The sequence below is a fragment of the Bradyrhizobium sp. AZCC 2176 genome (assembly GCF_036924645.1).
Classification (GTDB): domain Bacteria; phylum Pseudomonadota; class Alphaproteobacteria; order Rhizobiales; family Xanthobacteraceae; genus Bradyrhizobium.
In genome coordinates this window covers 2,515,504-2,539,419 of record NZ_JAZHRX010000001.1, presented here as the reverse complement: position 1 = coordinate 2,539,419, position 23,916 = coordinate 2,515,504, and the positions used below count along the sequence as shown (strand labels likewise).

Sequence of the window (23,916 nt, the reverse complement as noted above, 5' to 3'; positions counted from 1 at the left end):
GCATGAAACTACGCCCGGCCAATGGCGCGTTTTGGCGCGGGTGAATTGTAGCGCGTTTGGGGGCCAGGGGAAACCCGATCGGTCCGGAAATCACGCATATTCAATTATTTAGGGCACGTATTGAGCGATTGGCCGGGCCGTATTAGGCATATCCGCCACAATTCGCCGCTGGCCGGGTCGGGCCCCGGTCCGTCGTCCTTGTGGAATGAGCCGGGGCTATGATAGCCACTCGCCCGGACGAGGCATTTTCGCCTATCGAGCGAATTCAGACGAACCCGGTCTCCGCTCGGCAGCGCTTCAGGAGAAAAGTTTCATGACCAACGGTAATGGCGCGCCCCAAGAGCAGGCCCCTCCACAGCTCAACGTGCTGGCGCAATATACCAAGGACCTATCGTTCGAGAATCCGAACGCGCCCTCCTCCTTGGCGCCACAACAGCAGCAGCCGGCCATCAATATCCAGATCAACGTTTCCGCGAACAATCTCGCGGAAAACGAGTTCGAAGTGACGCTTTCGATTGAGGGCAAGGCCGAAAACGCCGGCAAGGTGATGTTCAGCTTCGAACTCGCCTATGCAGGCGTGTTCCGCATCGTCAACGTTCCCAAGGAAAACCTGCACCCGCTGGTCATGATCGAGTGCCCGCGGCTGTTGTTCCCGTTCGCACGCGAAATCATCGCCACTGCAGTACGCGACGGCGGTTTCCCGCCCCTGATGCTCGATCCCGTCGATTTCGTCGGTCTGTACCGCCAGAACATGGAGCGGCAGGCTGCGGCACAGGCAGCTTCCGGCGTGAAGCCGAGCTAAAGCCACATCGAGCGGCCTGGCGACCAAAAGCTGCTAGACCGCTGCCGACAGAAAATCGTTCCAGATCGGCTTGTCGCCCAATGTGGCGATGAAGGCGCGATGGGCCTCGCGGTCCGCGTCGGTGATTCGCGGCACCAGCGGCACCTCGCGCTGCCGGCGCGGCGTTTCACCAACGCCGCTGGCAATCGTAACGCGGGTTTCCGACGCCAGGATCAGTTGCGACTGCCGCGCCCCGATCAGGTCAATATAGACTTCGGCCAATAGCTCGGCATCGAGCAGCGCGCCGTGCTTGGTGCGGCGGGAATTGTCGATCGCATAGCGCGAACAGAGATCGTCCAGCCGGTTCGACACGCCCGGATGCTTGCGGCGGGCCAGCAGCAGCGTATCCACCAGCCGCTCGCGCGAGATCGGCAGCCGCTTGATACGGTCCAGCTCGGCATTGATGAAGCTGATGTCGAACGAGGCGTTGTGGATCACCAGCGGCGCGTCGCCGATGAATTCCAGGAACTCCTCGACTACCTCGGTGAATAGCGGCTTGCTGGCGAGGAACTCGGTGGACAGGCCGTGCACATTAAAGGCTTCCGCCGGCATGTCACGCTCGGGATTGATGTAGCGGTGGAACGTCTGTCCCGTCGGCATGCGGTTGAAGATTTCGATGCAGCCGATCTCGACCAGCCGGTCGCCGCGCAGCGCATCGAGGCCAGTGGTTTCGGTATCGAGGACGATTTCGCGCATGAATTTCAGGAACCGGAGCTTTAAAGGCGAATCACGCTCGCCGCTGCGGCATCTTAACAACCTCGGCCAGAATGTCGCGTATCGCTGCGCGCACCGGGTCCAATCCATGCGACGTATCCACGACGAAATCCGCGCGCTTGCGCTTTTCGGCATCGGGCAATTGTCGCGCCAGAATGGCATCGAGCGCCTCTGATGTCATGGTGCCGCGCGCCAGTATGCGCTTGCGCTGATTTTCCGGCGAGGTCGTGACCACGACGACGGCATCGACACGTTTCTCACCGCCGGTTTCGAACAGCAGCGGGATATCCATCACCACGACTGGTGCGCCGGATGCCTCGGCATCGTCGAGGAATTTCTTGCGGGAAGCACCGAGCATCGGATGGACGATCTGCTCGAGCTGCTTGATGGCGGCGGGATCATGCACCACCTTGGCGGACAGTTTGGCGCGATCGACCCTGCCGCCGGCGGTCGTGCCGGGAAACGCCGCCTCGATCGCGGGCGCCGCCTCGCCTTCATAGATTTTGTGGACGGCGGCGTCGGCGTCGTAAACCGGTACGCCCGCCTCAGTGAACAGTTTTGCGGTGGTGGATTTTCCCATCCCGATCGAGCCGGTCAGTCCAAGGATCCGCATGTTGTTTGTTGCTCTTTCGGGGTGATCTCAAATTCCCAGCAATTGCTCGCGGCGCAGGAATGCAAGCAGCGGCAGCAGCGGCAGGCCGAGGATCGTGAAGTGATCGCCTTCGAAGTGATCGAACAGATGTATGCCGAGCGCCTCGAGCTGATAGGCTCCAACGCTCGATGTCACAGCCTCGCCAGCCTCGTCCAGATACGCTCTGATCTCCGCCCCACTGAGAGCGCGCATGGTCAGGCGCGCAACCGAAACATCGGAAAACACTACCTCGCCGTCGCGCGCCACTGCAACGGCGGAATGCAGCTCGTGCGTTCCACCGGCAAGCAGGCGCAATTGATCCGCGGCCTGTGCGCGGCCGGCTGGCTTGCTGAAAAGGCGGTTTCCCAGAGCCAGCGTCTGATCGGCGCCAACGACATAGCGTGCCGGGTTTCTTGACGATACGAACAGCGCCTTCTCGCGCGCCAGCAGACCGGCAATCTCGCCTGGCGCCGAAAGCCCGGAATCCTCTTGCGCGGCACGTTCGTCGATACGGGCAGGAACGGCGTCGAATGGAATACCGGCATTGGCGAGCAGAACCTGCCGCGCTCGGCTCTGCGAAGCCAGAATCAGTCGATATTGTCCACGCCAGATGTTCATCGTAGCCGCGTCATTCCGGCAGCCGCTGCCGCGCCCGGTCGGTAAACAGTTTCAGCACAGCCGCCGCGGTTTCCTCGATCGAGCGACGCGTCACGTCGAGCTGCGCCCAACTGAATTTGGCACTCAGTTTCCGGGCGTAGGCGACCTCGTCGGCCACCGCCTGGCGATCGATATAATCGTCGTTGGGCGTATCAGCACCCATGCTCAGCAACCGGTTTTGCCGGACCTGGATCAGCCGCTCCGGCGTCGCATGGAGGCTGACGACCAGCGGCTTCTTCAATGCCTCCAATTGATGCGGCAGCGGAATGCCGGGCACCAGCGGCACGTTCGCAGTGCGGACGCCGCGGTTGGCGAGATAGATCGAGGTTGGCGTCTTCGAGGTGCGGGACACGCCGACCAGGACCACGTCGGCATCTTCCAGGCCCTCAACGTGCTGCCCGTCATCATGCATCATGGTGTAGTTCAAGGCGTCGATGCGCTTGAAATATTCCGCGTTCAAAACGTGCTGGGCCCCCACCCTGCCCGTCGTGGCCGCGCCCAGATAAGCCTCGAACAATTGCATCACCGGCCCGATGATCGACAGGCTCGGAATGTTGATGTCCCTGCATTTGGCTTCCAGCCGGCCGACCAGGTCCTTTTCCAAGAGCGTAAAGAGCACGATGCCCGGCGCCTCCTCGATCTCGTCGAGCACCCGGTCGAGCTGCTTCTGGCTGCGCACCAGCGGATAGACATGTTCGACCGCGGTCACATTGGCGTATTGCGCAGCCACCGCACGCGCCACCGTGATCAGCGTCTCGCCGGTCGAGTCGGAGACCAGATGAAGATGAAAATAGTTGCCGGTCGTGGGCACCAAAACCCCTGTGTATCCTGTGAATCCCTGTGGAGCTTAACCGTGATATCAGGCCCTGGATCGCCGCGTCAGGGATAACCCGGACATTTCTTCACAGGGCCTCGCGAGAGGACAAGTCCGCCGCCTCTCGGCAATGATAGTGAGAAGATGTGGATTTGTCTCTTCATAAGCTGGCCACAAAACAGCGCAAGCGATTGATGCGCGTGGCGTTATTCTGATGATCCAGGGTTCGGACGGAATTGGTGATGAATGTGAACAAGCCTTTCAAGAAGGCGGGATCGTTTTGTGTGAGTCCAAATCACCGTCACTTAGACTCAAACCTAAGATTCTAAAATTATTAGTTTAGAGAAGCGGAGCTTTGAGGATATGTCTCGCTCCCATACTGGCAGAGCGCTTTTCGCAACGCCGGAATGATCCGAACGTTGCAAGGCAAACGTTTCGGGCAGGCAAGGTCGGGGCAACTGCAATGTACGAGTGGATCACGATCACGGCGTACCCGTGGATCAAGGCGCTGCATGTGATTGCCGTCATCTCGTGGATGGCCGGCATGCTCTATCTGCCGCGGCTGTTCGTCTATCACTGCGAGGCCGAGGCCGGATCGAAGCAGTCAGAGACCTTCAAGGTGATGGAATGGCGATTGCTGAAGGTAATCATCAACCCTGCGATGATCATCACCTGGCTGACCGGGCTTTATCTGGCATGGAGCGGGCATTGGTACACGTCCGGCTGGTTTCACGCCAAACTGACGCTGGTGCTCATCCTGTCTGGTGTCCACGGCTTTTTTTCCCGCTGGGTTAAGGATTTCGCCGCCGACCGGAATACCAGAAGCCAAAAATTCTATCGTCTTATCAATGAGATACCAACTGTACTGATGATCTTCATCGTCATCCTGGTGATCGTGAAGCCGTTCTAGCCCGAGCTTTCGCTGATCCCGCGATTGCTCCCCTGCTTGCGAAGCGGCAGCCGATTTTCTATATTAGTCAAATCCCACCCCACGCAGGCGGATGTGGCTGCGTTCCGGTTTCTTCATTGGAGACCGGCCGCCGCATCAGGTTTGAAGCCTCACCGGCGCTTTCCTTGCTTAGACCTGCGGACCTTCCATTTTTCGTGTCCGCTTTTTCCTAAAGCCACCTCGCATCCCTTCTCAAAGACACTCCACAGGACCACCCCAATGCGGGAAATGAAACTCCAAGACCTCAAATCGAAAACGCCGGCCGAGCTCGTCTCGTTCGCGGAAGAGAGCGGGGTCGAAAATGCCAGCACCATGCGCAAGCAGGAGCTGATGTTCGCGATTCTCAAACAGCTCGCGATCCAGGAAATCGACATCATCGGCGAAGGCGTCGTCGAGGTTCTCTCCGACGGCTTCGGCTTTCTGCGCTCACCCGATGCCAACTACCTGCCCGGCCCCGACGACATCTACGTCTCGCCGTCGCAGATCCGCCGCTTCGGCCTTCGCACCGGCGACACCATCGAAGGCCACATCCGCAGTCCGAAAGAAGGCGAACGTTATTTCGCGCTGCTGAAAGTCAACACTCTCAATTTCGAGGATCCGGAAAAGTCCAAGCACAAGGTCAATTTCGACAACCTGACCCCGCTGTTTCCGGACCAGCGCTTCCGCCTCGAGCTTGAGGACCCGACGCGCAAAGACCTTTCTGCAAGGGTGATCGACATCGTTGCGCCGATCGGCAAAGGCCAGCGCGCTTTGATCGTGGCGCCGCCGCGCACCGGCAAGACGGTGCTTATGCAGAACATCGCGCACTCCATCACCGCCAATCATCCCGAATGCTATCTGATCGTTCTTCTGATCGACGAGCGTCCGGAAGAAGTCACGGACATGCAGCGCTCGGTGAAGGGCGAGGTGGTGTCGTCCACCTTCGACGAACCTGCCGTGCGTCACGTCCAGGTCGCCGAGATGGTGATTGAGAAAGCCAAGCGTCTGGTCGAACACGGCCGCGACGTCGTGATTCTCCTGGACTCAATCACGCGTCTGGGCCGCGCCTACAACACCGTGGTGCCGTCGTCCGGCAAGGTGCTGACCGGCGGTGTCGATGCCAACGCGCTGCAGCGGCCGAAGCGATTCTTCGGCGCCGCGCGAAACATCGAGGAGGGCGGTTCGCTGACGATCATCGCGACTGCGCTGGTCGATACCGGCAGTCGCATGGACGAAGTCATCTTCGAAGAATTCAAGGGCACCGGTAACTCCGAACTGATCCTCGACCGCAAGGTCTCGGACAAGCGGACCTTCCCGGCGATCGACATCTCGCGCTCCGGCACCCGCAAGGAAGAGCTGATCACCGATCCGCAGCTCCTGAAGAAAATGTACGTGCTGCGCCGGATCCTCAATCCGATGGGCACCATGGACGCGATCGACTTCCTGCTCGACAAGCTCCGCAACACCAAGAACAACTCGGAGTTCTTCGACTCGATGAATACCTGAGCCGCCAGATTGGGATCGGGGAGGGCGCCTCGTACCGCGGGGCGCCCTTTTCATGTTGCGGTCATCGCTGCAATGCGAATGCAGCATTGGAAAATCCGTCTTATTGATTGGTTAACCATTTAAGGTATTGAATTTCATATTATTTCTTCTGATCCCGGTATCCGGGGGAGGGCACCCTCTCCGGATTTGGCAACATAATTGCCGTGCCGCCCGTGGTAGATCAGCGACGTAGCCTTGCGGGCTCATGCCCCGAATCGAATCGCGTTGCCTTTTCAAAACCTCCCGCACAAATAGGCGATGCATCCGCGGGATCAGACCATTTTTGCACTGTCGTCGGGCCGGCCACCGAGCGCGATTGCCCTGGTGCGCGTGTCGGGTCCGCAGGCCTCAAAGGTCATGACGGCGCTTGCCGGCAAATTGCCGTCGCCGCGAATGGCCACCCGCGCGCTGCTCAGGGATGTCGGCCAGCGGCCGATCGACGATGCCGTGGTGCTGTGGTTTCCGGGTCCGGCCAGCGCGACCGGCGAAGACGTCGCGGAATTTCACGTCCATGGCGGACGGGCGGTCTTGGCCGCCTTGTTCGCGGTGCTGTCGGCATTCGAAGATGTTCGTCCGGCGGAGCCCGGCGAATTTACCCGGCGCGCTTTCGAGAACGGCAAGCTCGATCTCACAGAAGCCGAAGGGTTGGATGATCTCATCCATGCAGACACCGATCGGCAGCGGCGCCAGGCGCTGCGCCAATTGAAGGGACTGCTGGGCGACAGGGCGCGCGATTGGCGCGCGCGGATCATCGAAGCGTCCGCCCTGATCGAGGCCGGGATTGATTTCTCGGACGAGGACGACGTGCCGGCGGAATTGATTGCGCCGGCGCTGGCGAAGGTCAAAGCGCTGCTAGCCGAGATCGAGGAAGTTCTTGTGGGGCAGGGGCGGAGTGAGCGGCTTCGCGATGGTCTCGTCGTCGCAATCGCTGGGCCTCCGAATGTCGGTAAGTCCACGCTGATGAATCAGCTCGCGCGCCGTGAGGTCGCGATCGTGTCGCCTCACGCCGGCACCACGCGTGACGTCATCGAGGTGCAGCTTGATCTCGACGGCTATCCGGTGACGGTGATCGACACTGCGGGGATTCGAGAGACAGACGATCCCGTAGAGCAGGAGGGTGTCCGTCGTGCCCGCGCCCGCGCCGCGGACGCCGACCTCGTGCTGTGGCTTTACGACGCTTCGCAGGCGGCGATCGATCACGATGGGGCCGCGCCGATATGGAGGTTGCGAAACAAGATCGATCTCGAAAAAGGTCGGCCACTGGCCGAGGCCGAGACGCCGAGCCAGGGAAGTTTTCAGATTTCGGCGAGCCGCGGCGATGGGCTGCCGGAGCTGATCGACGCATTGATCGGTTTCGCCCAGAGCTACTTTGGCGGCACCGAGGGCGGACTGATCAGCCGAACCCGGCAACGGGCACTCTTGCAAGAGACGGCGACTTCGCTTCGACGCAGTGTTGCGGTTGTGGGGCAGGGCGAGGAACTCGCGGCGGAAGAACTTCGATTGGCGGCGCGCTCATTGGGAAGGCTGCTCGGGCGTGTGGACGTGGAGGACATTCTCGACGTCATCTTCCGCGAGTTTTGTGTAGGTAAGTAATGCTCCCTTAACTGTGGTGCTTGTTTCACGTGAAACATTTGGCCGGTTCCGGGGGCTTTTGTTTCACGTGAAACGACCTGGCAATTTCTTCTTCCGCGCTTTTCGACTCCGGGATAGAAGTCGCCGCATGATTTCCCGAGCGGACTCCTTCGACGTCATCGTCATCGGTGGCGGCCACGCCGGCTGCGAGGCCGCGAGTGCGGCTGCGCGCATGGGAGCCCGGACCGCGCTGGTGACGCATCGCTTTGCGACCGTGGGAGCGATGTCCTGCAACCCTGCCATCGGCGGTCTCGGCAAGGGACATCTGGTCCGCGAGGTCGATGCCCTGGATGGCCTGATGGGTCGGGTGGCCGATGCCGGAGGGATCCAGTTTCGGATGCTGAACCGCCGCAAGGGTCCGGCGGTCCGCGGACCGCGGGCCCAGGCCGATCGCAAGCTCTACGCCGCCGCGATGCAGGCCGCGATCCGCGAGACCGCCAATCTCAGCGTGATCGAAGGCGAGGCGGACGAGTTGATCGTTTCGAACGGCCGGGTCACTGGAATTCGTTTGGGTGAGGGCCGGGAACTCGCGGCCGGCGCCGTAGTCATCACCACCGGGACCTTCCTGCGGGGACTGATCCATCTCGGCGAGAGGAACTGGCCCGCCGGCCGGGTTGGGGAGGCACCTGCGATCGGGCTCTCCGCTTGCTTCGAGAGGGTTGGCTTTACGCTCGGACGTTTGAAGACCGGCACACCGCCGCGGCTCGATGGCACGACGATCGACTGGTCCGCCGTTGAAATGCAGCCCGGTGATGACCCGCCCGAGCCGTTCTCGGTCATGACCGACCGGATCACGACCCCGCAGATCCAGTGTGGGATTACCCGGACGACACCGGCGACCCATGAGGTCATCAGGGCCAACGTCCATCGGTCACCGATGTATTCCGGCCAGATCAAGAGCAGCGGTCCGCGCTACTGTCCCTCGATCGAGGACAAGATCGTGCGGTTCGGCGATCGCGATGGCCATCAGATCTTCCTGGAGCCGGAGGGCCTCGATGACTCCACGGTCTATCCCAACGGCATCTCGACCTCGCTGCCGGAAGAAGTTCAGCTCGCGATCCTCGCGACCATTCCCGGGCTCGAACGGGTCAAGATGGTTCGGCCCGGCTATGCCATCGAATACGATCATGTCGACCCTCGCGAACTCGAGCCGACGCTGCAGACCAAGCGCCTGCCGGGTCTCTTCCTGGCCGGACAGATCAACGGCACGACCGGATATGAAGAAGCGGCGGCTCAGGGAATCGTCGCGGGTTTGAACGCGGCATTGGCAGCGGGCGGCGCCGACCCAATCGTGTTCGATCGGGCGGATGGCTATCTCGGAGTGATGATCGATGACCTCGTGACCCGCGGCATCACCGAGCCGTACCGGATGTTCACGTCCCGAGCTGAGTACCGCTTGACGCTGCGGGCCGATAACGCCGACCAACGCCTGACCGACAAGGGTCTAGCATTGGGCTGCGTGGGGCAGGCGCGCTTAGGGCGCCATCGCGACAAGATGGCGGCGCTGGCCGCAGCCAAGGCTTTGGCGAAGTCTCTGACGATAACTCCAAACGAAGCGGCCAGGTTTGGCTTGGCTCTCAACCGGGATGGCCATCGGCGCTCGGCGTTTGAGTTGCTGGCCTATCCGGAGATCGAATGGGACGTGTTGCGCGGCATCTGGCCGGAGCTCTCAGCCGTCGATCCATCCATCGCCGTGCATCTGGAGATCGATGCCAAGTACGATGTCTATCTCAAGCGCCAGACCGCCGACGTCGATGCCTTCCGGCGGGACGAAGGATTGGTCCTGACCGATATCGACTACGCGGATGTGCCCGGGCTTTCGAACGAGGCGCGCGCCAAGCTCGAGGCGGCGCGGCCGCGGACAGTGGGGCAGGCGGGCCGGCTCGATGGCTTGACGCCGGCAGCGCTAGGAATTCTGGCGGCCTATCTGCGTCGCGAAGCCCGACGAAAGACCTCGAAGGCGATTGCGTAAAGAATCTGTTTCACGTGAAACAGGCTGCCGCGAATTCCGATCATCCTTCGAGACTCACTGTGTTCGCATCTCAGGATGACGCCCCGAAAGACCGAGCGAATGTCAAAAGCGGCCAAGCAAAACGACTCTCTGCCATCCGACAAGACCGCAGCACTCGCCCTGACCCCCGTTTCAAGTGAAACGGAGACGCGGCTGGATCGCTATGTCACCCTGCTTCTGCAGTGGCAGAGCAAAACGAATCTCGTAGCGCCCTCGACACTTCCGAGTATTTGGACCCGGCATATTTCGGACTCGCTGCAGCTCCTGACCCTGGCGCCCTCAGCGAAGATCTGGGTCGACCTCGGCAGCGGCGGCGGTTTCCCTGGCGTGGTGCTGGCTTGCGCGTTGGCGGAGACGCCGGGCGCCAATGTCCATTTGGTCGAACGCAACGCCAAGAAGGCGGCCTTTCTGCGCGAGGCGGTTCGCACAACTTCTGCGGCTGCGACCGTGCATTTGGCTGGAATCGGGGATATTGTGGATAGAATCGGCAGTCGCGTCGATTGCGTCACTGCGCGGGCGCTGGCTCCATTACATCAGCTTGTCGGTTTTGCGGAGCCATTTGTGGGCAGCGGCGCGAAAGCGCTATTCCTTAAGGGCCAAGATGTAGAGGCTGAATTGACCGAAGCCACTAAATACTGGAATATTCAACCGCGACTCCATTCCAGCCGCACGGGCGGGCACGGCTGGATCGTCGAACTCGATCGGATCGAGCGGCGCAACCCCTCCGCGATCACACATGGCGATCGGGCATGAGCGAATTAGACGAGTTATATCAAGAAGATAGGGAACCCACTCCACCGCCCCATCCGCGTATCCTGTCGCTGGCCAACCAGAAGGGCGGCGTCGGCAAGACCACCACAGCGATCAACCTGGGTACCGCGCTCGCGGCAATTGGCGAGCGTGTGCTGATCGTCGACCTCGATCCGCAGGGCAACGCCTCCACTGGTCTTGGCATCGACCGCCGCAACCGCAACTGCTCGACCTATGACGTGCTGATCGGTGAAGCGCCGCTCCGCGACGCCGTAGTAGCCACCGCGGTGCCGCGGCTGCACATCGCCTCCTCGACGATGGATCTGTCGGGCCTCGAGCTCGAACTCGGCACGACGCCCGGCCGCGCCTTCCGTCTGCGCGATGCGATCGCCGCGCTGAACAAGAACGCGGCGCCGGACACCGAATACACCTATGTGCTGATCGATTGCCCACCGTCGCTCAACCTTCTCACCGTTAACGCGATGGCGGCTTCCGACGCGATCCTGGTGCCGCTGCAATGCGAGTTCTTCGCGCTCGAAGGTCTGTCGCAATTGCTGCAGACGGTGGAGCAGGTGCGCTCGACGCTCAATCCAAACCTGTCAATCCACGGCATCGTGTTGACCATGTTCGACTCGCGCAACAATTTGTCGAACCAGGTGGTCGCCGACGTGCGGCAGTTCATGGGCGGCAAGGTCTACGACACCATGATCCCGCGCAACGTGCGCATCTCCGAGGCGCCGTCCTACGGCAAGCCGGTGCTGGTCTACGATCTCAAATGCGTCGGCAGCGAAGCGTATCTCAAGCTTGCGACGGAAGTGATCCAGCGCGAGCGCGAGCTGAGGACGCATTAGCCGGGCGTAGGGTGGGCAAAGGCGTCTTCGCCGTGCCCACCTTTTCTGTCGCGAAAATCGGTGGGCACGCCTCGCTTTGCCCACCCACGGTCAACCGAATTTTGTTCCGGAGTAGCGTAAGTGAATCCTAGGGAGTTGGCGGCGATGGCCGACGAAACGCGTTCGCGACTGGGTCGCGGTCTCGCAAGTCTGATCGGGGATGTCGGCGGCGAGGCCGCACATGTCGAACGGCCGCGCAACCAGCGCAAGGTGCCGATCGAGTTCCTGAAACCGAATCCGCGTAACCCGCGCCGGACCTTTTCGGACACCGAACTCGGCGAGCTCGCCAGTTCCGTCAAGCAGCACGGCGTGATCCAGCCGATCGTGGTCCGCCCGGTGAAGGGCGCGCAGGATCGCTACGAGATCATTGCCGGTGAACGGCGCTGGCGCGCCGCGCAACTCGCCAGCCTGCACGAGGTGCCGATCGTCCCCATCGACGTCAGCGACAGCGACGCACTCGAGATCATGATCATCGAGAACGTGCAGCGCGAAGACCTCAATGCGATGGAAGAGGCGCAAGGCTATCACGCGCTGGCCGACGAATTCAAACGCAGCCAGGAAGACATCGCCAAGGAAGTCGGCAAGAGCCGCAGCCATGTCGCCAACATGATGCGGCTGACGAAGCTGCCGGCGGAGGTGCAGGCCTTTATCGCCAACGGCCAGTTGTCGGCAGGACACGCCCGCGCCCTGATCGGTGTGCCCGATCCACTGGCGGCGGCGAAGCGCATTGTCGAGGAGGGACTGAACGTTCGCCAGACCGAGGCGCTGGCGCATGAGGAGGGTGTTCCGGAGCGCAAGCCGCAGAAGGCGAGGGGCGGCGGCGGGAAGGTCAAGGATCCCGACACGATCGCGCTGGAGAAGCGCGTCAGCGATGCGCTCGGCCTTGCCGTAACCGTCAACCACCGCGACCCCGGCGGCACTGTCCACATCAGCTACCGTAACCTCGAGCAGCTCGACGAGGTGATGCGGCGGCTGGCGAAGGGGGGCTAAGCCGGCCCCATCCTACTTTGCATGGGGTTGTTTTCGCGATTTTGTTGCCGGCGCGTGCCGCGCGCCAAAATGGTAGTCGACTCGGGAGTTGATCTTCCTCAACCTCTCCCCGCAAGAGCGGGGCGAGGGAGAAAAGCTACCCCCGCCGCTTCGCGTTCGCCGCGATCGAGAGCAGTGTGCGCAGCCCGATGGCTGACGCCAGCGATGCCTGTTTGCGCATGTCGAGGGCTGCCGTTCCGAGCTGGTCGATGATGGCGGCCAGCCGCGCCGCGTTGAAATTGCGCAGCGCGATTTCAACGGCGCCCTTGCGCGAGAAATGCAGGCGCGGATAGCCGCTTTCGAGCAAGATGGAGACGGGTGTGCCTTCGGCGACCGCAAGCGCCGACTTGTGCAGCCAGGCCGCCTGGCGCTGCGCGGCGGAGATGATCACGCCGGGATAGGTGCCCGCGACCATCGCCTTGGCAAACTCGCCTTCAACCAGGTCCGGCTTGCCGGCGAAGGCGCCATCCACGATCGGGTCCAGCTTCAGCTCGGACGCGTCGGAGACAACGGTCATGACGTCGTCGAGCGCGATCTCGCCCCTGCCGTGGGCATAGAGCGCCAGCTTGCGAAGTTCGTTGCGCGAGGCCTGGCGGTCGCCGCCGAGCAATGACATCAGCACCGCGCGCGCATCAGCGGCGATCCGTAAGTTGGAAGATCGCAATTCCTCGTCGATCAGTCTGGCAAGGTCGCGCTCGGTGTCGGGATAGCAGGCGATGGCGACCGCGGTCTTGGCGCGCTCGCAGGCCTTGCGCAGCGGCGATTCCGGCCGCAGCTCGCCGGCCTCGATCACGATGCGGCAATCCTTGATCGGCGAATCGGCCAGCGTATCGACGCCGCTGGCGAAGCTGCGGGAGCCGGCGCGCACGCGGATCGCGCGGCGGCCGCCGAACATCGGGATCGTCATCGCCTCGTCGACCAGCCGCGACGGTTCGGCCGACAGCTCGTCGCCATCGAGCCGCACCAGCGAAAAGGGATCGTTGGGATCATCGACCGCCGACGCGATCAACGCGTCGGCGCGCTCGCGGACAAGACCGGCATCCGGACCGTAGAGCAGGATGATGGGGCGGCCGGCATCGGGCCGGGCGAGAAAAGCGTCGATGTCTTTTCCGCGGAGCGCGACCAACGGGATCAGGTGCCGGCGTAGAAGTAGGACGCCAGCCGGGTCTGGATGTTTTCCGCGATCTCGTTGGCGGCGCGATCCTCGGCGTCGCGGAAGGCGCGGGCGCGAGCAAAGCGCTGCAACTGGCCTGGGATATCATAAGACACGCGGGAGAAGGTCGTGCCCGTCATGACCGACTTGTTGGTGGCGAGGTCGATCAGATTGTACTGCGCGTCGATGCCGTAATTCTCACTGGAGGGCAGGGCAGTAGCCTGATCGATCATCAGCGAGCTGCGGGTGGTGTTGAAGCGCAGCACCAGCCGATGGGTCGGCGGCATGCCGGTCGCGTTGCCGTAGAGCTTGAATGCCAGCGCGTTACGGATATCCACCTGGATCCTCGCTTCGCGGGAAGCATTTGGCTTGTCCACCGGCGGGATTTCCACGCCCATCAGCTTTTCGCGCAGGCCGGGCTTGCCGTCGTTACGTTCGGCATACATCGGCTGGAAACAGCCGGCGGTAAGCGCCGCCAGAGCGGCGACGGCGATGAGCCGAACGGCGATCCGGGTCCTAACCAACGACATTCACGATCCTCATGGGAACTACGATTACCTTGCGCACGGTCTTGCCGCCGAGGGCGAGTTTTACCGCATCGAGCGCCAAAACGGCAGCCTCAATTTCCGGATTTTGGGCGACCCGTGGCACGGTGACATCACCCCGCTTCTTGCCGTTGACCTGGACCACCAGCGTCACGTTGTCTTCAACCAGCAAATCGCGTTCGATTTGGGGCCAGTTGGCCTCCGAAATCAGCCCGGATTGCCCCAGAACCTGCCAGCACTCCTCGGCCAGATGCGGCATCATCGGGGAGAACAATTGAACCAGGATGATTGCGGCCTCTCGGACGGACCAGGCCAGGTCCGGCGCCGGCTTGCCTTCGCGGCCCAGCACCTCGGCCAGCGCGTTGGCGAATTCCCGGATATGGGCGAGGCAGACATTGAAATGCAGCCGTTCGATCCCGGACGACACCTTGTCCAGCGCGCCGTGGGCCGCCTTGCGCAAGGCGAGCGCATCGGCGTCGAACGAGGCGGGCCGGTCGGCCGGAGCGGTCCTGGCGATCTCGGCGGATTCGTTGACCAGCCGCCACAGCCGCTGCACGAAGCGCGAGGCGCCCTGCACGCGCTCGTCGCTCCAGATCACGTCGCGGTCGGGCGGCGAGTCCGACAGCATGAACCAGCGCGCGACGTCGGCGCCATAGGTCGCGATGATGTCGTCGGGGTCGACGGTGTTCCTCTTCGACTTCGACATCTTCTCGATCGGGCCGACGGTGATGTCTTCGCCGGTTTCCAGCAGGATGGCGCGCTTGCCGTTAACGCCGGCTTCGACCTTCACTTCCGCCGGCGTGACGTAGGAGCCATCCGCCTTCTGGTAGGTCTCGTGCACCACCATGCCCTGCGTGAACATGCCGGCGAACGGCTCGTCCATGCCGATATGGCCGGTCGCCTTCATCGCGCGGGTGAAGAAGCGGCTATAGAGCAGATGCAGGATCGCGTGCTCGACGCCGCCGATATACTGGTCGACCGGCATCATCCGGTTGGCGACGCCGGGCGTGGTCGGCGCCTTCTCGTTCCAGGGATCGGTGAAGCGCGCAAAATACCAGGACGAATCCACGAACGTGTCCATGGTGTCGGTTTCGCGCTGGGCCTTGCCGCCGCATTTCGGGCAGGCGACCTGCTTCCAGGTCGGATGATGGTCGAGCGCATTGCCCGGTCTGTCGAAAGTCGCGTCCTCCGGCAGCTCCACTGGCAGATCGGCGTCGGGCACCGGCACCACATCGCATTTTTCGCAGTGGATCACCGGGATCGGGCAGCCCCAATAGCGCTGGCGTGAAATGCCCCAGTCGCGCAGGCGGAAGTTCACCTGCCGCTCGCCGACCGGCGCGTTGCCCCGCATCTCATTTTCCAGCCGCTTCGCAATCTCCTCCTTGGCCTGCTCTATGGTCATGTCGTCGAGGAAGCGGGAATTGATCATGCGGCCTTCGCCGTCATAGGCGGTGTCCGTGATGACGAAGCTCTTCGGGTCCTGGCCCTCGGGGCAGACCACCGGAATGTTGCCGAGGGCGTATTTGTTGACGAAATCGAGGTCGCGCTGGTCATGCGCCGGGCAACCGAAGATCGCGCCGGTGCCGTATTCCATCAGCACGAAATTCGCCACGTAAACCGGCAGCTTCCAGTTCGGGTCGAACGGGTGGACAGCCTTGATGCCGGTATCAAAGCCCTGCTTCTCGGCGGTGTCGATGATCTCCTGCGCGGTGCCGATCTTTTTCACGTCCGCAATGAACTCGGCGAGCTTCGGATTCTTCGCGGCCGCGGCTACCGCCAGCGGATGATCGGCCGAGATCGCCATGAATTTTGCGCCGAACAGCGTGTCCGGCCGCGTCGTAAAGATCTTCAGCTCGGATTCGCCTGATGGCGTCGTGACCGGGTCCAGCGCGAACCGGATCAGCAAGCCTTCGGAGCGGCCGATCCAATTGCGCTGCATCAGCCGGACCTTGTCGGGCCAGCGGTCCAGTCCGTCCAGCGCGTCCAGCAGTTCCTGCGAGTACTTCGTGATCTTGAAGACCCACTGGTTCATCTCGCGTTGTTCGACGACGGCGCCAGAACGCCAGCCGCGGCCGTCGATCACCTGCTCGTTGGCGAGCACGGTCATGTCGACCGGGTCCCAGTTGATCTTGCGCTTCTCGCGCTCGGCTAGCCCTGCGCGCAGGAAGTCCAGGAACATCTTCTGCTGATGCTTGTAATAGGCGGGATCGCAGGTCGCGAACTCGCGCGACCAGTCCAGCGACAGGCCGATCGACCGCAACTGCTTCTTCATCGCGGCGATGTTGTCGTAGGTCCAGGCTTTTGGTGCGACCTTGCGCTCGATCGCGGCGTTCTCGGCGGGCAGGCCGAACGCATCCCAGCCCATCGGATGCAGGACGTTAAAACCCTTGGCGCGCATGAACCGCGCCAGCACGTCGCCCAGCGTGTAGTTGCGGACGTGCCCGATATGGATGCGCCCGGACGGGTAGGGGAACATTTCGAGCACGTAATATTTCGGCCGGGAATCGTCGTTCTTGGAGGCGAAGATCGCCTTTTCGTCCCACTGGCGCTGCCAGCGTGGCTCGGAATCACGGGCGTTATAGCGTTCGGAGGTCATGAAATCGCAGGGCTTTTTGTGGATTCGGGTCCGGTCCAGAGGACGGCGGACTAGGCCACAAAAGCGGCTGCGGGGTCAACGGGTTGGGGCGGTGGGAACAGCCATTTGACCGGAGCGCGGAGCGTCCGCTCACCCCGCCATCGCGATCCCGGCCTCGTTCACCAGCTTGGCAAAGCCGTGCTCGACCACGGTGTTGCGGCCGCGGTGTTTGGCGGCGTAGAGGGCGGCGTCCGCCGCCTCGATCAGGTCGCCGGGGGTTTGTGTGTCGCTCGGCAGCGTTGCCGCGACGCCGACGCTGACGGTGACGGTGCAGTAGCTGGAGGTGATGTGCGGCAGGCCGAGGCCCTGAACGGTCTCGCGCACCATTTCACCGATTTCCAGCGCCCTCTGCGGGCTCGTGTTCGGCAGCAGGAGGCAGAATTCCTCGCCGCCATAGCGGCCGGCAAAGCCCATCGTGTCGGCGGCGATGCCGGCCAGCGCTTCGCCGATCCGGGTGAGGCAGGCGTCGCCTTCGGGGTGACCATAGGTGTCGTTGTAGAGCTTGAAGTGATCGACATCGATCATCAACAGCGACAGCTCGCAATGGTATTGCTGCGCCTTCATCCACTCGAAATCGAGCCGGCTCTGGAAGCCGCGGCGGTTGGCGAGGCCCGACAGCATGTCAATCGAGGCCATCACGGTGAGTCGGTCATTGGTGGCGACCAGTTCGCGCTCGCGCTGGCTGAGTTGCGCCGCCATCGCATTGAAGGCGCGCGCCAGCGGCATGAATTCCGACGGCAGGCGGCCGCGCGAGACGCGGGCCGTCGAGTCGCCTTCGCCGAACCGCTTGGCCATCCCGGTCATGACCTCGATCGGATTGATGATGAGCTTCTCCGCGCCAATCAGTGCGCCGAGCAGCACGAACAGGCAGACGAATCCGAGTTGCAGGTAGGCAGTGCGGATCTCGCGATTGATCGCGGCCGTGACCTTGTCTTCGTCGACGCTGACGATCAGGCGCGATTGCGTTCCGGGAATACGCGCGAAGCTGATGGCGCGCTTGGAGCCGTCGGTCGCGGTAAAGGAAATCGAGCCGGTATCGGAGTTAGAGCTGAGCGCCTTGTAAGTGATGGCCGACAGCAGCGGCACGTTGTCGAGCGGCTGGCCGATCATGCTGGCCTGGTCCGGCGGCGCCGCCAGCACGACGCCGGTGCTATCGATCAATAGCGATGAAATGCCCGGCCGTCCGCCGAGGTTGGCCATGATCTTCGACAGCCAGTCGAGATTGATGCCGGCGACCGCTACGGAATCTTCTTCGGGATTGATCGCGGAGACCGGATAGGCCGCCATCATGATCGGCCGATTGCTAACTCTGCCGAACAGATAGTCGCTGAAGACAAAATCGCGGGACTCCTGCGCCTTCCGAAAATAGTCGCGATCGCCGATGTTGAGGCCGACCTGAACGTTCAGCGTGGAACACTGCACCACGCCTTCCTTGCTCACGAGCATGATGCTGCGGATCCAGGGCAGGTTGGCGGGCAGGCTGGCGCGCAAAATTTCGCAACTGCGCCCGATGCCGCTGGAGGCGCGAATATAGGCGGCTGATTTCAGCATCGTTTCGACGGAGGAGATCACCTCGCGCTGGGTCTCGGCGCTGTGATGGGTGATATTGGCGTATTCTTCCGAAGCGACCGCGGATCTGCTTGGCGCGCGTGTCTTCGAGCCAGCGGACGCGCTCCAGCATCAAGGGCGCCACCAGCATCACGGCCAGCATGGCAAGCCGCGCCCGGATTCCCAGAAGCTTCTTGAGTTTGACCCGATTGCGGTTGAAGGTAACGCCAGACATCCTGCCCCCCACCGCAGGATAGAGTGAAGGGTTCAAAAAGCCTTTCCCGAACTTGGTAAAATTCGAGGAAATGCCCTAAAATTTGTGGCCAGGAATAGGACATCACGCGAGAGAGATGGCGACGCTACTAACAAAGTCTTTACCAAACGGTCTGGCTCAGGTGGAGCAGGACATCGCGCGCGCGTGCAAGGAAGCGCGCCGCGAGCGTGCATCGGTGACGCTGATCGCGGTGTCGAAGACGTTCGACGCCGCGGCGATTTCACCTGTCATCGATGCCGGGCAGCGCGTGTTCGGCGAAAATCGCGTGCAGGAAGCCAAAGCGAAGTGGCCGGCACTGGTGTCGTCCTGTCCCGGACTTGCGTTGCATTTGATCGGACCGCTGCAATCCAACAAGGCGAGGGAGGCGGTGGCGCTGTTCGACGCCATCCATTCGGTCGACCGTCCCAGCATTTGCGAAGCGTTAGCCAAGGAAATTAATTCCCAGAACAGGCGGCCGGAATTGTTCGTTCAACTCAACACCGGCGAAGAACCGCAGAAGGCCGGCGTTGCGCCCGGCGAGGCCGATGCCTTCATCGCGAGTTGCCGCGACAAATACGGCTTGGTCATTTCCGGCCTGATGTGCATCCCGCCAGTTAACGAGGCGCCGGCGCCGCATTTCGCGTTGACGGCCAAGATCGCCGCGCGCAACGGACTGAAAAATCTGTCGATGGGCATGAGCGCCGATTTCGCGGTAGCGATCCAGCTCGGCGCCACGCATGTACGCGTGGGCTCGGCGATTTTCGGGGCACGGTAGGACTGTCGTCCCTGCGTTCGCAAGACGACAGCGGTATCTAGCTAAACCCCACCGAAACCTTTCCGAGCGTACCGAAATCGACCGCGCAAAAATCGCCCGATTGAATCTGCAGCGGTGGGTGGCAGGTGCCGGTCGTGACGACACGGCCGGCCTTCAACGTCACGCCAAGCTGGCGCAGTTCATTGGCGAGCCAGGCCAGTGCGATCCTGGGATCGCCGAGCACATTCTTGCCGTGACCGGTGAATTGCTGGCCGCGCATCGTGATGACCGGCCGCTCTTCGACGAGATCGCGCGAGCGCCAATCCGCGCTCGTCGGCGGTCCCAGCACGAACAGATGCGCGCAGGCGTTGTCGGCAATGATCTGCGCGGCGCCGGCGCTGACGAAATCGGCAAACCGCGAATCCGGAATCTCGATGGCCGGATGCAGCGTGTCGACCGCGTCGAGTACCTGCTGCACGGTATAGGGCGTGGTACGCGCCGGCAGATCCACGCGCATGCGAAAGGCGAATTCCGGCTCAGCGACGCGCATTTCGTTGCCCGCCATCGAAGCCGTTCCGCCATCTGATATCACCGTCTCGGCCAGGACGCGCCCCGCCATCGGGCCGTCGACGTTGATGTGCTTTTGCCCGGCCTCGCTGGTGGCCGCGATCTTCCAGCCGAACAAACTATCGGACGAATATTTTTCGATTCCTGCCTGGATCGCATAGGCCTCGATGCGGTCGCGCGGCCGCAGTCTATCGTCGAGACCGGAAAATTTGGTGCCGGCCCGCCAGTGGTCGTGCAGCGTCTTTGACGCGGCCGCTATTGCATTCTTGTCGAGCATTGTTCTGATTCCCCATCAGCCGATCATGATCTTCGTCTGCGGGCCCATCCGCCGCAACAGCCGCAGCATGGCCGATTTCGTCATCGAAACGCACCCCGCGGTCGGCGAGAAATTGGTCCGCGCCAGATGCAGGAATACCGCGCTGCCGCGGCCGGCGATTCGCGGGCCGGCGTTGTGATTGATTTCGACGATGAAATCATAGAGGTGGTCCTCGCGCGTCAGCCGGTCGCCGGGCTGGTCGCGGACCAAACGGATTGGTTGGTTGTATCGGCGGTCCCGCGGGTCCTCGCACCAGGCGTCTTCGGGCCGGATCGGCCGGACCGGCAGATAGGTCGGCGGCCGAGGATGGCGGTCGGCGCGCCACCACAATTGCAGCGGACGGTACGTGCCCCTCGGCGTGCCGCCGTCGCCCTCCCGTTTGTTGGCACGGATGCCGCCGCGACCAAGTGCCACCGGCACGGTCCAGCCGTCCGCCGTCAGCCAGCCACGGCGCGGGTCGCCGGCGGCCCTGCAAACCCGAATTGCCGTCAGCGGCCGATCACGCATTGCTGTCCGATAAGTGATTGAACCAGCGTAATTTTCCATGCCAATGCCCGAATCCTGAGGTTCCCTGCCCGGCCACAAATTGTCCTATTTGACGCCATTACAGGACATTCATCCAACCGCGCCTCAAATTTGGGATAGACTTCGGTTCGGCTTGTGAATCTGTAACAATTTCTTACCTCAATGCGAATCAGTGCCTGACGACCCGGCTTGCTTACGAAGTTTGCCCGCGAATCAGGTTTGTCATCGACCAAGACCCGGCCTGAGACGCTTTCACTTGTGTCCGCCGCCTGCCTCAAGAGGATCGTATCCTATGCCCAATGCCCGCAAGATCCTGATCGTGGATGACGACACCGATCTGCGCGACACACTGGTCGAGCAACTATCGCTGCATGAGGAGTTCGAAGCTTCCGCAGTCGATACCGGCGCCAAGGGCGCCAGCGCCGCCAAGGCCAATTCCCCCGATCTGGTGCTGATGGATGTCGGCTTGCCGGATACCGATGGAAGGGAAGTCGTGCGCAGTCTCCGCAAGGGCGGCTTCAAGGCGCCGATCATCATGTTGACCGGCCACGACACCGATTCGGATACGATTTTGGGGCTCGAATCGGGCGCCAATGATTACGTCGCAAAGCCGTTCCGGTTCGCCGTGCTGCTCGCCCGGATCAGGGCGCAGCTCCGCCAGCACGAAGCCAGCGAGGACGCGGTGTTTTCCGTCGGTCCCTACAGCTTCCGCCCCGGCTCCAAGATGCTGACCGCCGCCAATGCCAGAAAAGTGCGGCTGACCGAGAAGGAAACCGCGATCCTGCGTTTCCTGTATCGCGCCGGCCAGTTGCCGGTGTCGCGCGAGACGCTGCTGCAGGAAGTCTGGGGCTACAATTCGGGCGTCACCACGCACACGCTGGAAACCCATATCTATCGTCTCCGGCAGAAGATCGAGAAGGATGCGGCCAATCCGGAAATCCTGGTGACGGAAGCCGGTGGCTACAAGCTGGTGCCGTGATACGATTCGCAGCCACGATTCGTGATTTTCGCGCATCCCGGTCAACGGTCCATGTCGATCGAAGATGATGTAGCCCTGCTCGAGCGGGTCCCGACATTACGTCTGTTGGGGACGGCGGCGCTACGTATGCTGGCGATCGGTTCGGAGCAGCGCGATTTTTCGCCCGGCGATTATCTGTTCAACGCCGGCGACGACGCGGATGCGGGCTATATCGTTCAGCGCGGTTCGTTCCGCGTCGAGGACGGCGGTGCCGAAGTCGTTGCGGGCCCCGGTGCCCTGATCGGCGAATTGGCGCTGATCGTTGCGATGAAGCGGCCGTCCAGCGCGGTCGCGCTCGATCGTTCCTCGGTCATCCGGGTGGCGCGCAGCCTGTTTCAACGCGTGCTCGAAAGCGATCCCGCCGCAGCGCGCCGTCTGCGCGACGAACTCGCCACCCGCACCAGCCAGCTCGCCAGCGATATTTTGATGGCCGGCGCCAAGCTGAGTATCTGATCCCAGCTACACTTCCAGCGTCACCGTTACCGGCACGTGGTCGGATGGGCGCTCCCAGCCGCGGGCGTCGCGGGTGATCCTGAAATCGCTGACGCGGTCTTTCAGCGCGCGCGAAACCCAGATGTGATCGAGCCGCCGGCCGCGGTCGCCCATCGTCCAGTCGGCGGCGCGGTAGCTCCACCACGTATAGACCTTTTCCGAAAGCGGGATCCGCTCGCGTGCGACGTCGAACCATTCGCCATGGGTCTGCGCGGCCAAAAGCTTCTCGCATTCGATCGGCGTGTGCGAGACGATCTTCAGGAGCTGCTTGTGCGACCACACGTCGTTCTCATGCGGAGCGACGTTGAGGTCGCCGACCAGGATATGGCGGTCGTCGCCGCGCGGATGCAGCGGTTCGCACGCCTTCATCTCGTCGAGAAATTTCAGCTTGTGATCGAACTTCGGATTGAGTGCGGGATCGGGAATGTCGCCGCCGGCCGGAACGTAGAAATTGTGCAGCACCAGCGGCTTCGCAAGCTCCGCCTTCTCGCCGAACGCTACCGAGATGTGACGCGAATCGATCTTGTCGCAGAAGGTTCGGATATCGGTGGTCTCGAACGGCAGTTTCGAGACAATGGCGACGCCGTGATAGCCCTTCTGTCCGTTCAGCGCGACGTGCTCATAGCCGAGACGCTTGAATCGCTTCAGCGGGAAAGCGTCGTCGATGCATTTTGTTTCCTGCAGGCACAGTACGTCCGGCCGCGCCGATTTGAGGAATTTGGCGACGATGTCGATGCGCAGGCGCACCGAATTGATATTCCACGTTGTCAGGGAAAACCGCATGAGGGCCGCGTATTACCACGGTTCCCGGCGCGGATTTCCGCCTCTCCACAGAAAGAATCGAGAAGGCGCGCCGTTCAGTTGTTCGCGGGGGTGCTGTAGTTGGTGAAGTCGATCTTGAAGAGGCCGGGGTCGACCTTCTTGCTCGAGTCTACATTGTAGACCGCAATCGTGGTGTCGTAGCCCTGCGGATCGGTCACCGTCCATTGCTTGAGCTGGCCGTCCTTGACGCCGACCATCAGCATCAACCGGCTGGTGCCGATCAGGGCCTGCTTCTCCTCGATGGTGACACTGATGTAGACGTCATCGGCCGTGACGTTGACGACGTTGGTGTCCTTCAACAGATCAATCCGATCCGACAGCAGGAAGCGCAGCGGCGTCTGCGACAGCGGATAGATGTCCTGGGTCGCAAGCTTGGTATCCCGCACCGCCAGCGACGATCCGTCGGCGATGATCGCGATCGGGCTGGGAGCATCGTACTCGAAACGCACCTTGCCTGGCTTCTGGATGTAGAACTCACCCTTGGTCTTGCTGCCGTCGGGGCCGACCTGGACGAAATTTCCGACCAGCGTCTGCAGCGAGGACAAATAGGAACTTACCCGGGCAGCCTGCGCCTTCTGGCCGGCGTCGAAGGTCGCAAAAACATTGGCCGGGACATTGCGGTTCGGGTCGGGAATCACCGGATTCGGTGGTGCCTGGGTGGCGCCGGTGGTCATCGGCCCCTTCTCCTGCGCACTCATCTGCACGCTGCCGTCGCGGGCCTTGGGCGCTGGCTTCGGAACCGGCACGCTCTGCGAGAGAGCCGGCGTCGCCAAGCCTGCGATGGATGTGGCGATCAAAAGGGCCAGTCCGGAGCGCAGCCCGCGATGGGTGGGTTGTTGTGTCATC

General features: G+C 62.2%; 22 protein-coding genes and 1 pseudogene. 11 read left to right on the top strand and 12 right to left on the bottom strand.

The window, feature by feature from the left end; translation table 11 throughout:
• Nucleotides 1-313 precede the first annotated feature (313 nt).
• Nucleotides 314-802, top strand: coding sequence for a protein-export chaperone SecB (gene secB, locus V1288_RS11710; RefSeq protein WP_334357184.1), 489 nt, complete (start codon nt 314-316; stop codon nt 800-802).
• 33 nt (nt 803-835) lie between these two features.
• Here the strand turns inward: secB and dnaQ are convergent, their stop codons facing one another.
• Genes dnaQ through V1288_RS11690 form a run of 4 tightly spaced genes read right to left on the bottom strand, consistent with a single transcriptional unit; the run spans nt 836 to nt 3,654 of the window.
• A complete protein-coding gene (gene dnaQ, locus V1288_RS11705; RefSeq protein WP_334357183.1) occupies nt 836-1,537 on the bottom strand; it encodes a DNA polymerase III subunit epsilon in 702 nt (233 codons plus the stop codon).
• Nucleotides 1,538-1,568: 31 nt separating this feature from the next.
• Nucleotides 1,569-2,168 carry a dephospho-CoA kinase gene (coaE, locus tag V1288_RS11700; RefSeq protein ID WP_334357182.1) on the bottom strand — a complete coding sequence of 200 codons (600 nt, stop codon included), beginning with the start codon at nt 2,166-2,168 and terminating at the stop codon, nt 1,569-1,571.
• Nucleotides 2,169-2,195: 27 nt separating this feature from the next.
• The gene (locus V1288_RS11695; RefSeq protein WP_334357181.1) at nt 2,196-2,804 is read right to left on the bottom strand and encodes a Maf family protein; all 609 of its coding nucleotides are present in this window, start codon (nt 2,802-2,804) and stop codon (nt 2,196-2,198) included.
• Between the two features lie 10 nt (nt 2,805-2,814).
• A complete protein-coding gene (locus V1288_RS11690) occupies nt 2,815-3,654 on the bottom strand; it encodes a pyruvate, water dikinase regulatory protein (RefSeq protein WP_334357180.1) in 840 nt (279 codons plus the stop codon).
• Nucleotides 3,655-4,120: 466 nt separating this feature from the next.
• Here V1288_RS11690 and hemJ point away from each other — a divergent pair, with 466 nt between their 5' ends.
• From hemJ to V1288_RS11655, 7 genes are all read left to right on the top strand, one after another.
• Nucleotides 4,121-4,567, top strand: coding sequence for a protoporphyrinogen oxidase HemJ (gene hemJ, locus V1288_RS11685; RefSeq protein ID WP_334357179.1), 447 nt, complete (start codon nt 4,121-4,123; stop codon nt 4,565-4,567).
• A gap of 258 nt (nt 4,568-4,825) precedes the next feature.
• The gene (gene rho, locus V1288_RS11680) at nt 4,826-6,091 is read left to right on the top strand and encodes a transcription termination factor Rho (protein WP_057853763.1); all 1,266 of its coding nucleotides are present in this window, start codon (nt 4,826-4,828) and stop codon (nt 6,089-6,091) included.
• Between the two features lie 297 nt (nt 6,092-6,388).
• Complete coding sequence (mnmE, locus tag V1288_RS11675; protein ID WP_334357178.1) at nt 6,389-7,723, top strand: tRNA uridine-5-carboxymethylaminomethyl(34) synthesis GTPase MnmE; 1,335 nt, start codon at nt 6,389-6,391, stop codon at nt 7,721-7,723.
• Between the two features lie 127 nt (nt 7,724-7,850).
• Nucleotides 7,851-9,734 carry a tRNA uridine-5-carboxymethylaminomethyl(34) synthesis enzyme MnmG gene (mnmG, locus tag V1288_RS11670; RefSeq protein WP_334357177.1) on the top strand — a complete coding sequence of 628 codons (1,884 nt, stop codon included), beginning with the start codon at nt 7,851-7,853 and terminating at the stop codon, nt 9,732-9,734.
• Nucleotides 9,735-9,833: 99 nt separating this feature from the next.
• Nucleotides 9,834-10,526 (top strand): 16S rRNA (guanine(527)-N(7))-methyltransferase RsmG, encoded by a 693-nt coding sequence (gene rsmG / locus V1288_RS11665; protein WP_334357176.1) that lies wholly within the window; start codon nt 9,834-9,836, stop codon nt 10,524-10,526.
• On the top strand, nt 10,523-11,374 hold the full coding sequence (locus V1288_RS11660) for a ParA family protein (protein ID WP_334357175.1): 852 nt from the start codon (nt 10,523-10,525) through the stop codon (nt 11,372-11,374). Before rsmG ends, V1288_RS11660 begins: the two co-directional genes overlap by 4 nt.
• A 144-nt stretch (nt 11,375-11,518) precedes the next feature.
• Nucleotides 11,519-12,403, top strand: coding sequence for a ParB/RepB/Spo0J family partition protein (locus tag V1288_RS11655; protein WP_334357174.1), 885 nt, complete (start codon nt 11,519-11,521; stop codon nt 12,401-12,403).
• 136 nt (nt 12,404-12,539) lie between these two features.
• On the opposite strand, the gene holA is transcribed toward V1288_RS11655, so the two are convergent.
• The 4 genes and pseudogenes from holA to V1288_RS11635 form a co-directional block, all read right to left on the bottom strand.
• Entirely contained in the window at nt 12,540-13,568 is a 1,029-nt protein-coding gene (holA, locus tag V1288_RS11650) for a DNA polymerase III subunit delta (protein WP_334357173.1), read from the bottom strand.
• 5 nt (nt 13,569-13,573) lie between these two features.
• On the bottom strand, nt 13,574-14,125 hold the full coding sequence (gene lptE, locus V1288_RS11645) for an LPS assembly lipoprotein LptE (RefSeq protein WP_334357172.1): 552 nt from the start codon (nt 14,123-14,125) through the stop codon (nt 13,574-13,576).
• Nucleotides 14,112-16,736: a leucine--tRNA ligase gene (gene leuS, locus V1288_RS11640; RefSeq protein ID WP_334357171.1), complete on the bottom strand. Its 2,625-nt coding sequence runs from the start codon at nt 16,734-16,736 to the stop codon at nt 14,112-14,114. The genes lptE and leuS overlap by 14 nt, the downstream gene beginning before the upstream one ends.
• Before the next feature lie 129 nt (nt 16,737-16,865).
• A pseudogene (locus tag V1288_RS11635) lies at nt 16,866-18,558 on the bottom strand (sensor domain-containing diguanylate cyclase).
• Nucleotides 18,559-18,673: 115 nt separating this feature from the next.
• On the opposite strand from V1288_RS11635, the gene V1288_RS11630 reads away from it, so the two are divergent.
• Nucleotides 18,674-19,351: a YggS family pyridoxal phosphate-dependent enzyme gene (locus tag V1288_RS11630; RefSeq protein WP_334357170.1), complete on the top strand. Its 678-nt coding sequence runs from the start codon at nt 18,674-18,676 to the stop codon at nt 19,349-19,351.
• 37 nt (nt 19,352-19,388) lie between these two features.
• Here the strand turns inward: V1288_RS11630 and V1288_RS11625 are convergent, their stop codons facing one another.
• Both V1288_RS11625 and V1288_RS11620 read right to left on the bottom strand, forming a co-directional pair.
• On the bottom strand, nt 19,389-20,174 hold the full coding sequence (locus V1288_RS11625) for a 2-keto-4-pentenoate hydratase (RefSeq protein ID WP_334357169.1): 786 nt from the start codon (nt 20,172-20,174) through the stop codon (nt 19,389-19,391).
• A gap of 15 nt (nt 20,175-20,189) precedes the next feature.
• Entirely contained in the window at nt 20,190-20,720 is a 531-nt protein-coding gene (locus tag V1288_RS11620) for a L,D-transpeptidase family protein (RefSeq protein WP_334357168.1), read from the bottom strand.
• 310 nt (nt 20,721-21,030) lie between these two features.
• Here V1288_RS11620 and V1288_RS11615 point away from each other — a divergent pair, with 310 nt between their 5' ends.
• Complete coding sequence (locus tag V1288_RS11615) at nt 21,031-21,717, top strand: response regulator transcription factor (protein WP_028348340.1); 687 nt, start codon at nt 21,031-21,033, stop codon at nt 21,715-21,717.
• Between the two features lie 51 nt (nt 21,718-21,768).
• Nucleotides 21,769-22,209, top strand: a complete 441-nt coding sequence (locus V1288_RS11610; RefSeq protein WP_334357167.1) for a cyclic nucleotide-binding domain-containing protein — start codon at nt 21,769-21,771, stop codon at nt 22,207-22,209.
• 6 nt (nt 22,210-22,215) lie between these two features.
• Here V1288_RS11610 and V1288_RS11605 read toward each other — a convergent pair whose 3' ends face one another.
• Both V1288_RS11605 and V1288_RS11600 read right to left on the bottom strand, forming a co-directional pair.
• Nucleotides 22,216-23,031: an exodeoxyribonuclease III gene (locus V1288_RS11605; protein ID WP_334357166.1), complete on the bottom strand. Its 816-nt coding sequence runs from the start codon at nt 23,029-23,031 to the stop codon at nt 22,216-22,218.
• A gap of 74 nt (nt 23,032-23,105) precedes the next feature.
• The gene (locus V1288_RS11600; RefSeq protein WP_334357165.1) at nt 23,106-23,915 is read right to left on the bottom strand and encodes an outer membrane lipoprotein carrier protein LolA; all 810 of its coding nucleotides are present in this window, start codon (nt 23,913-23,915) and stop codon (nt 23,106-23,108) included.
• Nucleotide 23,916: the final 1 nt, after the last annotated feature.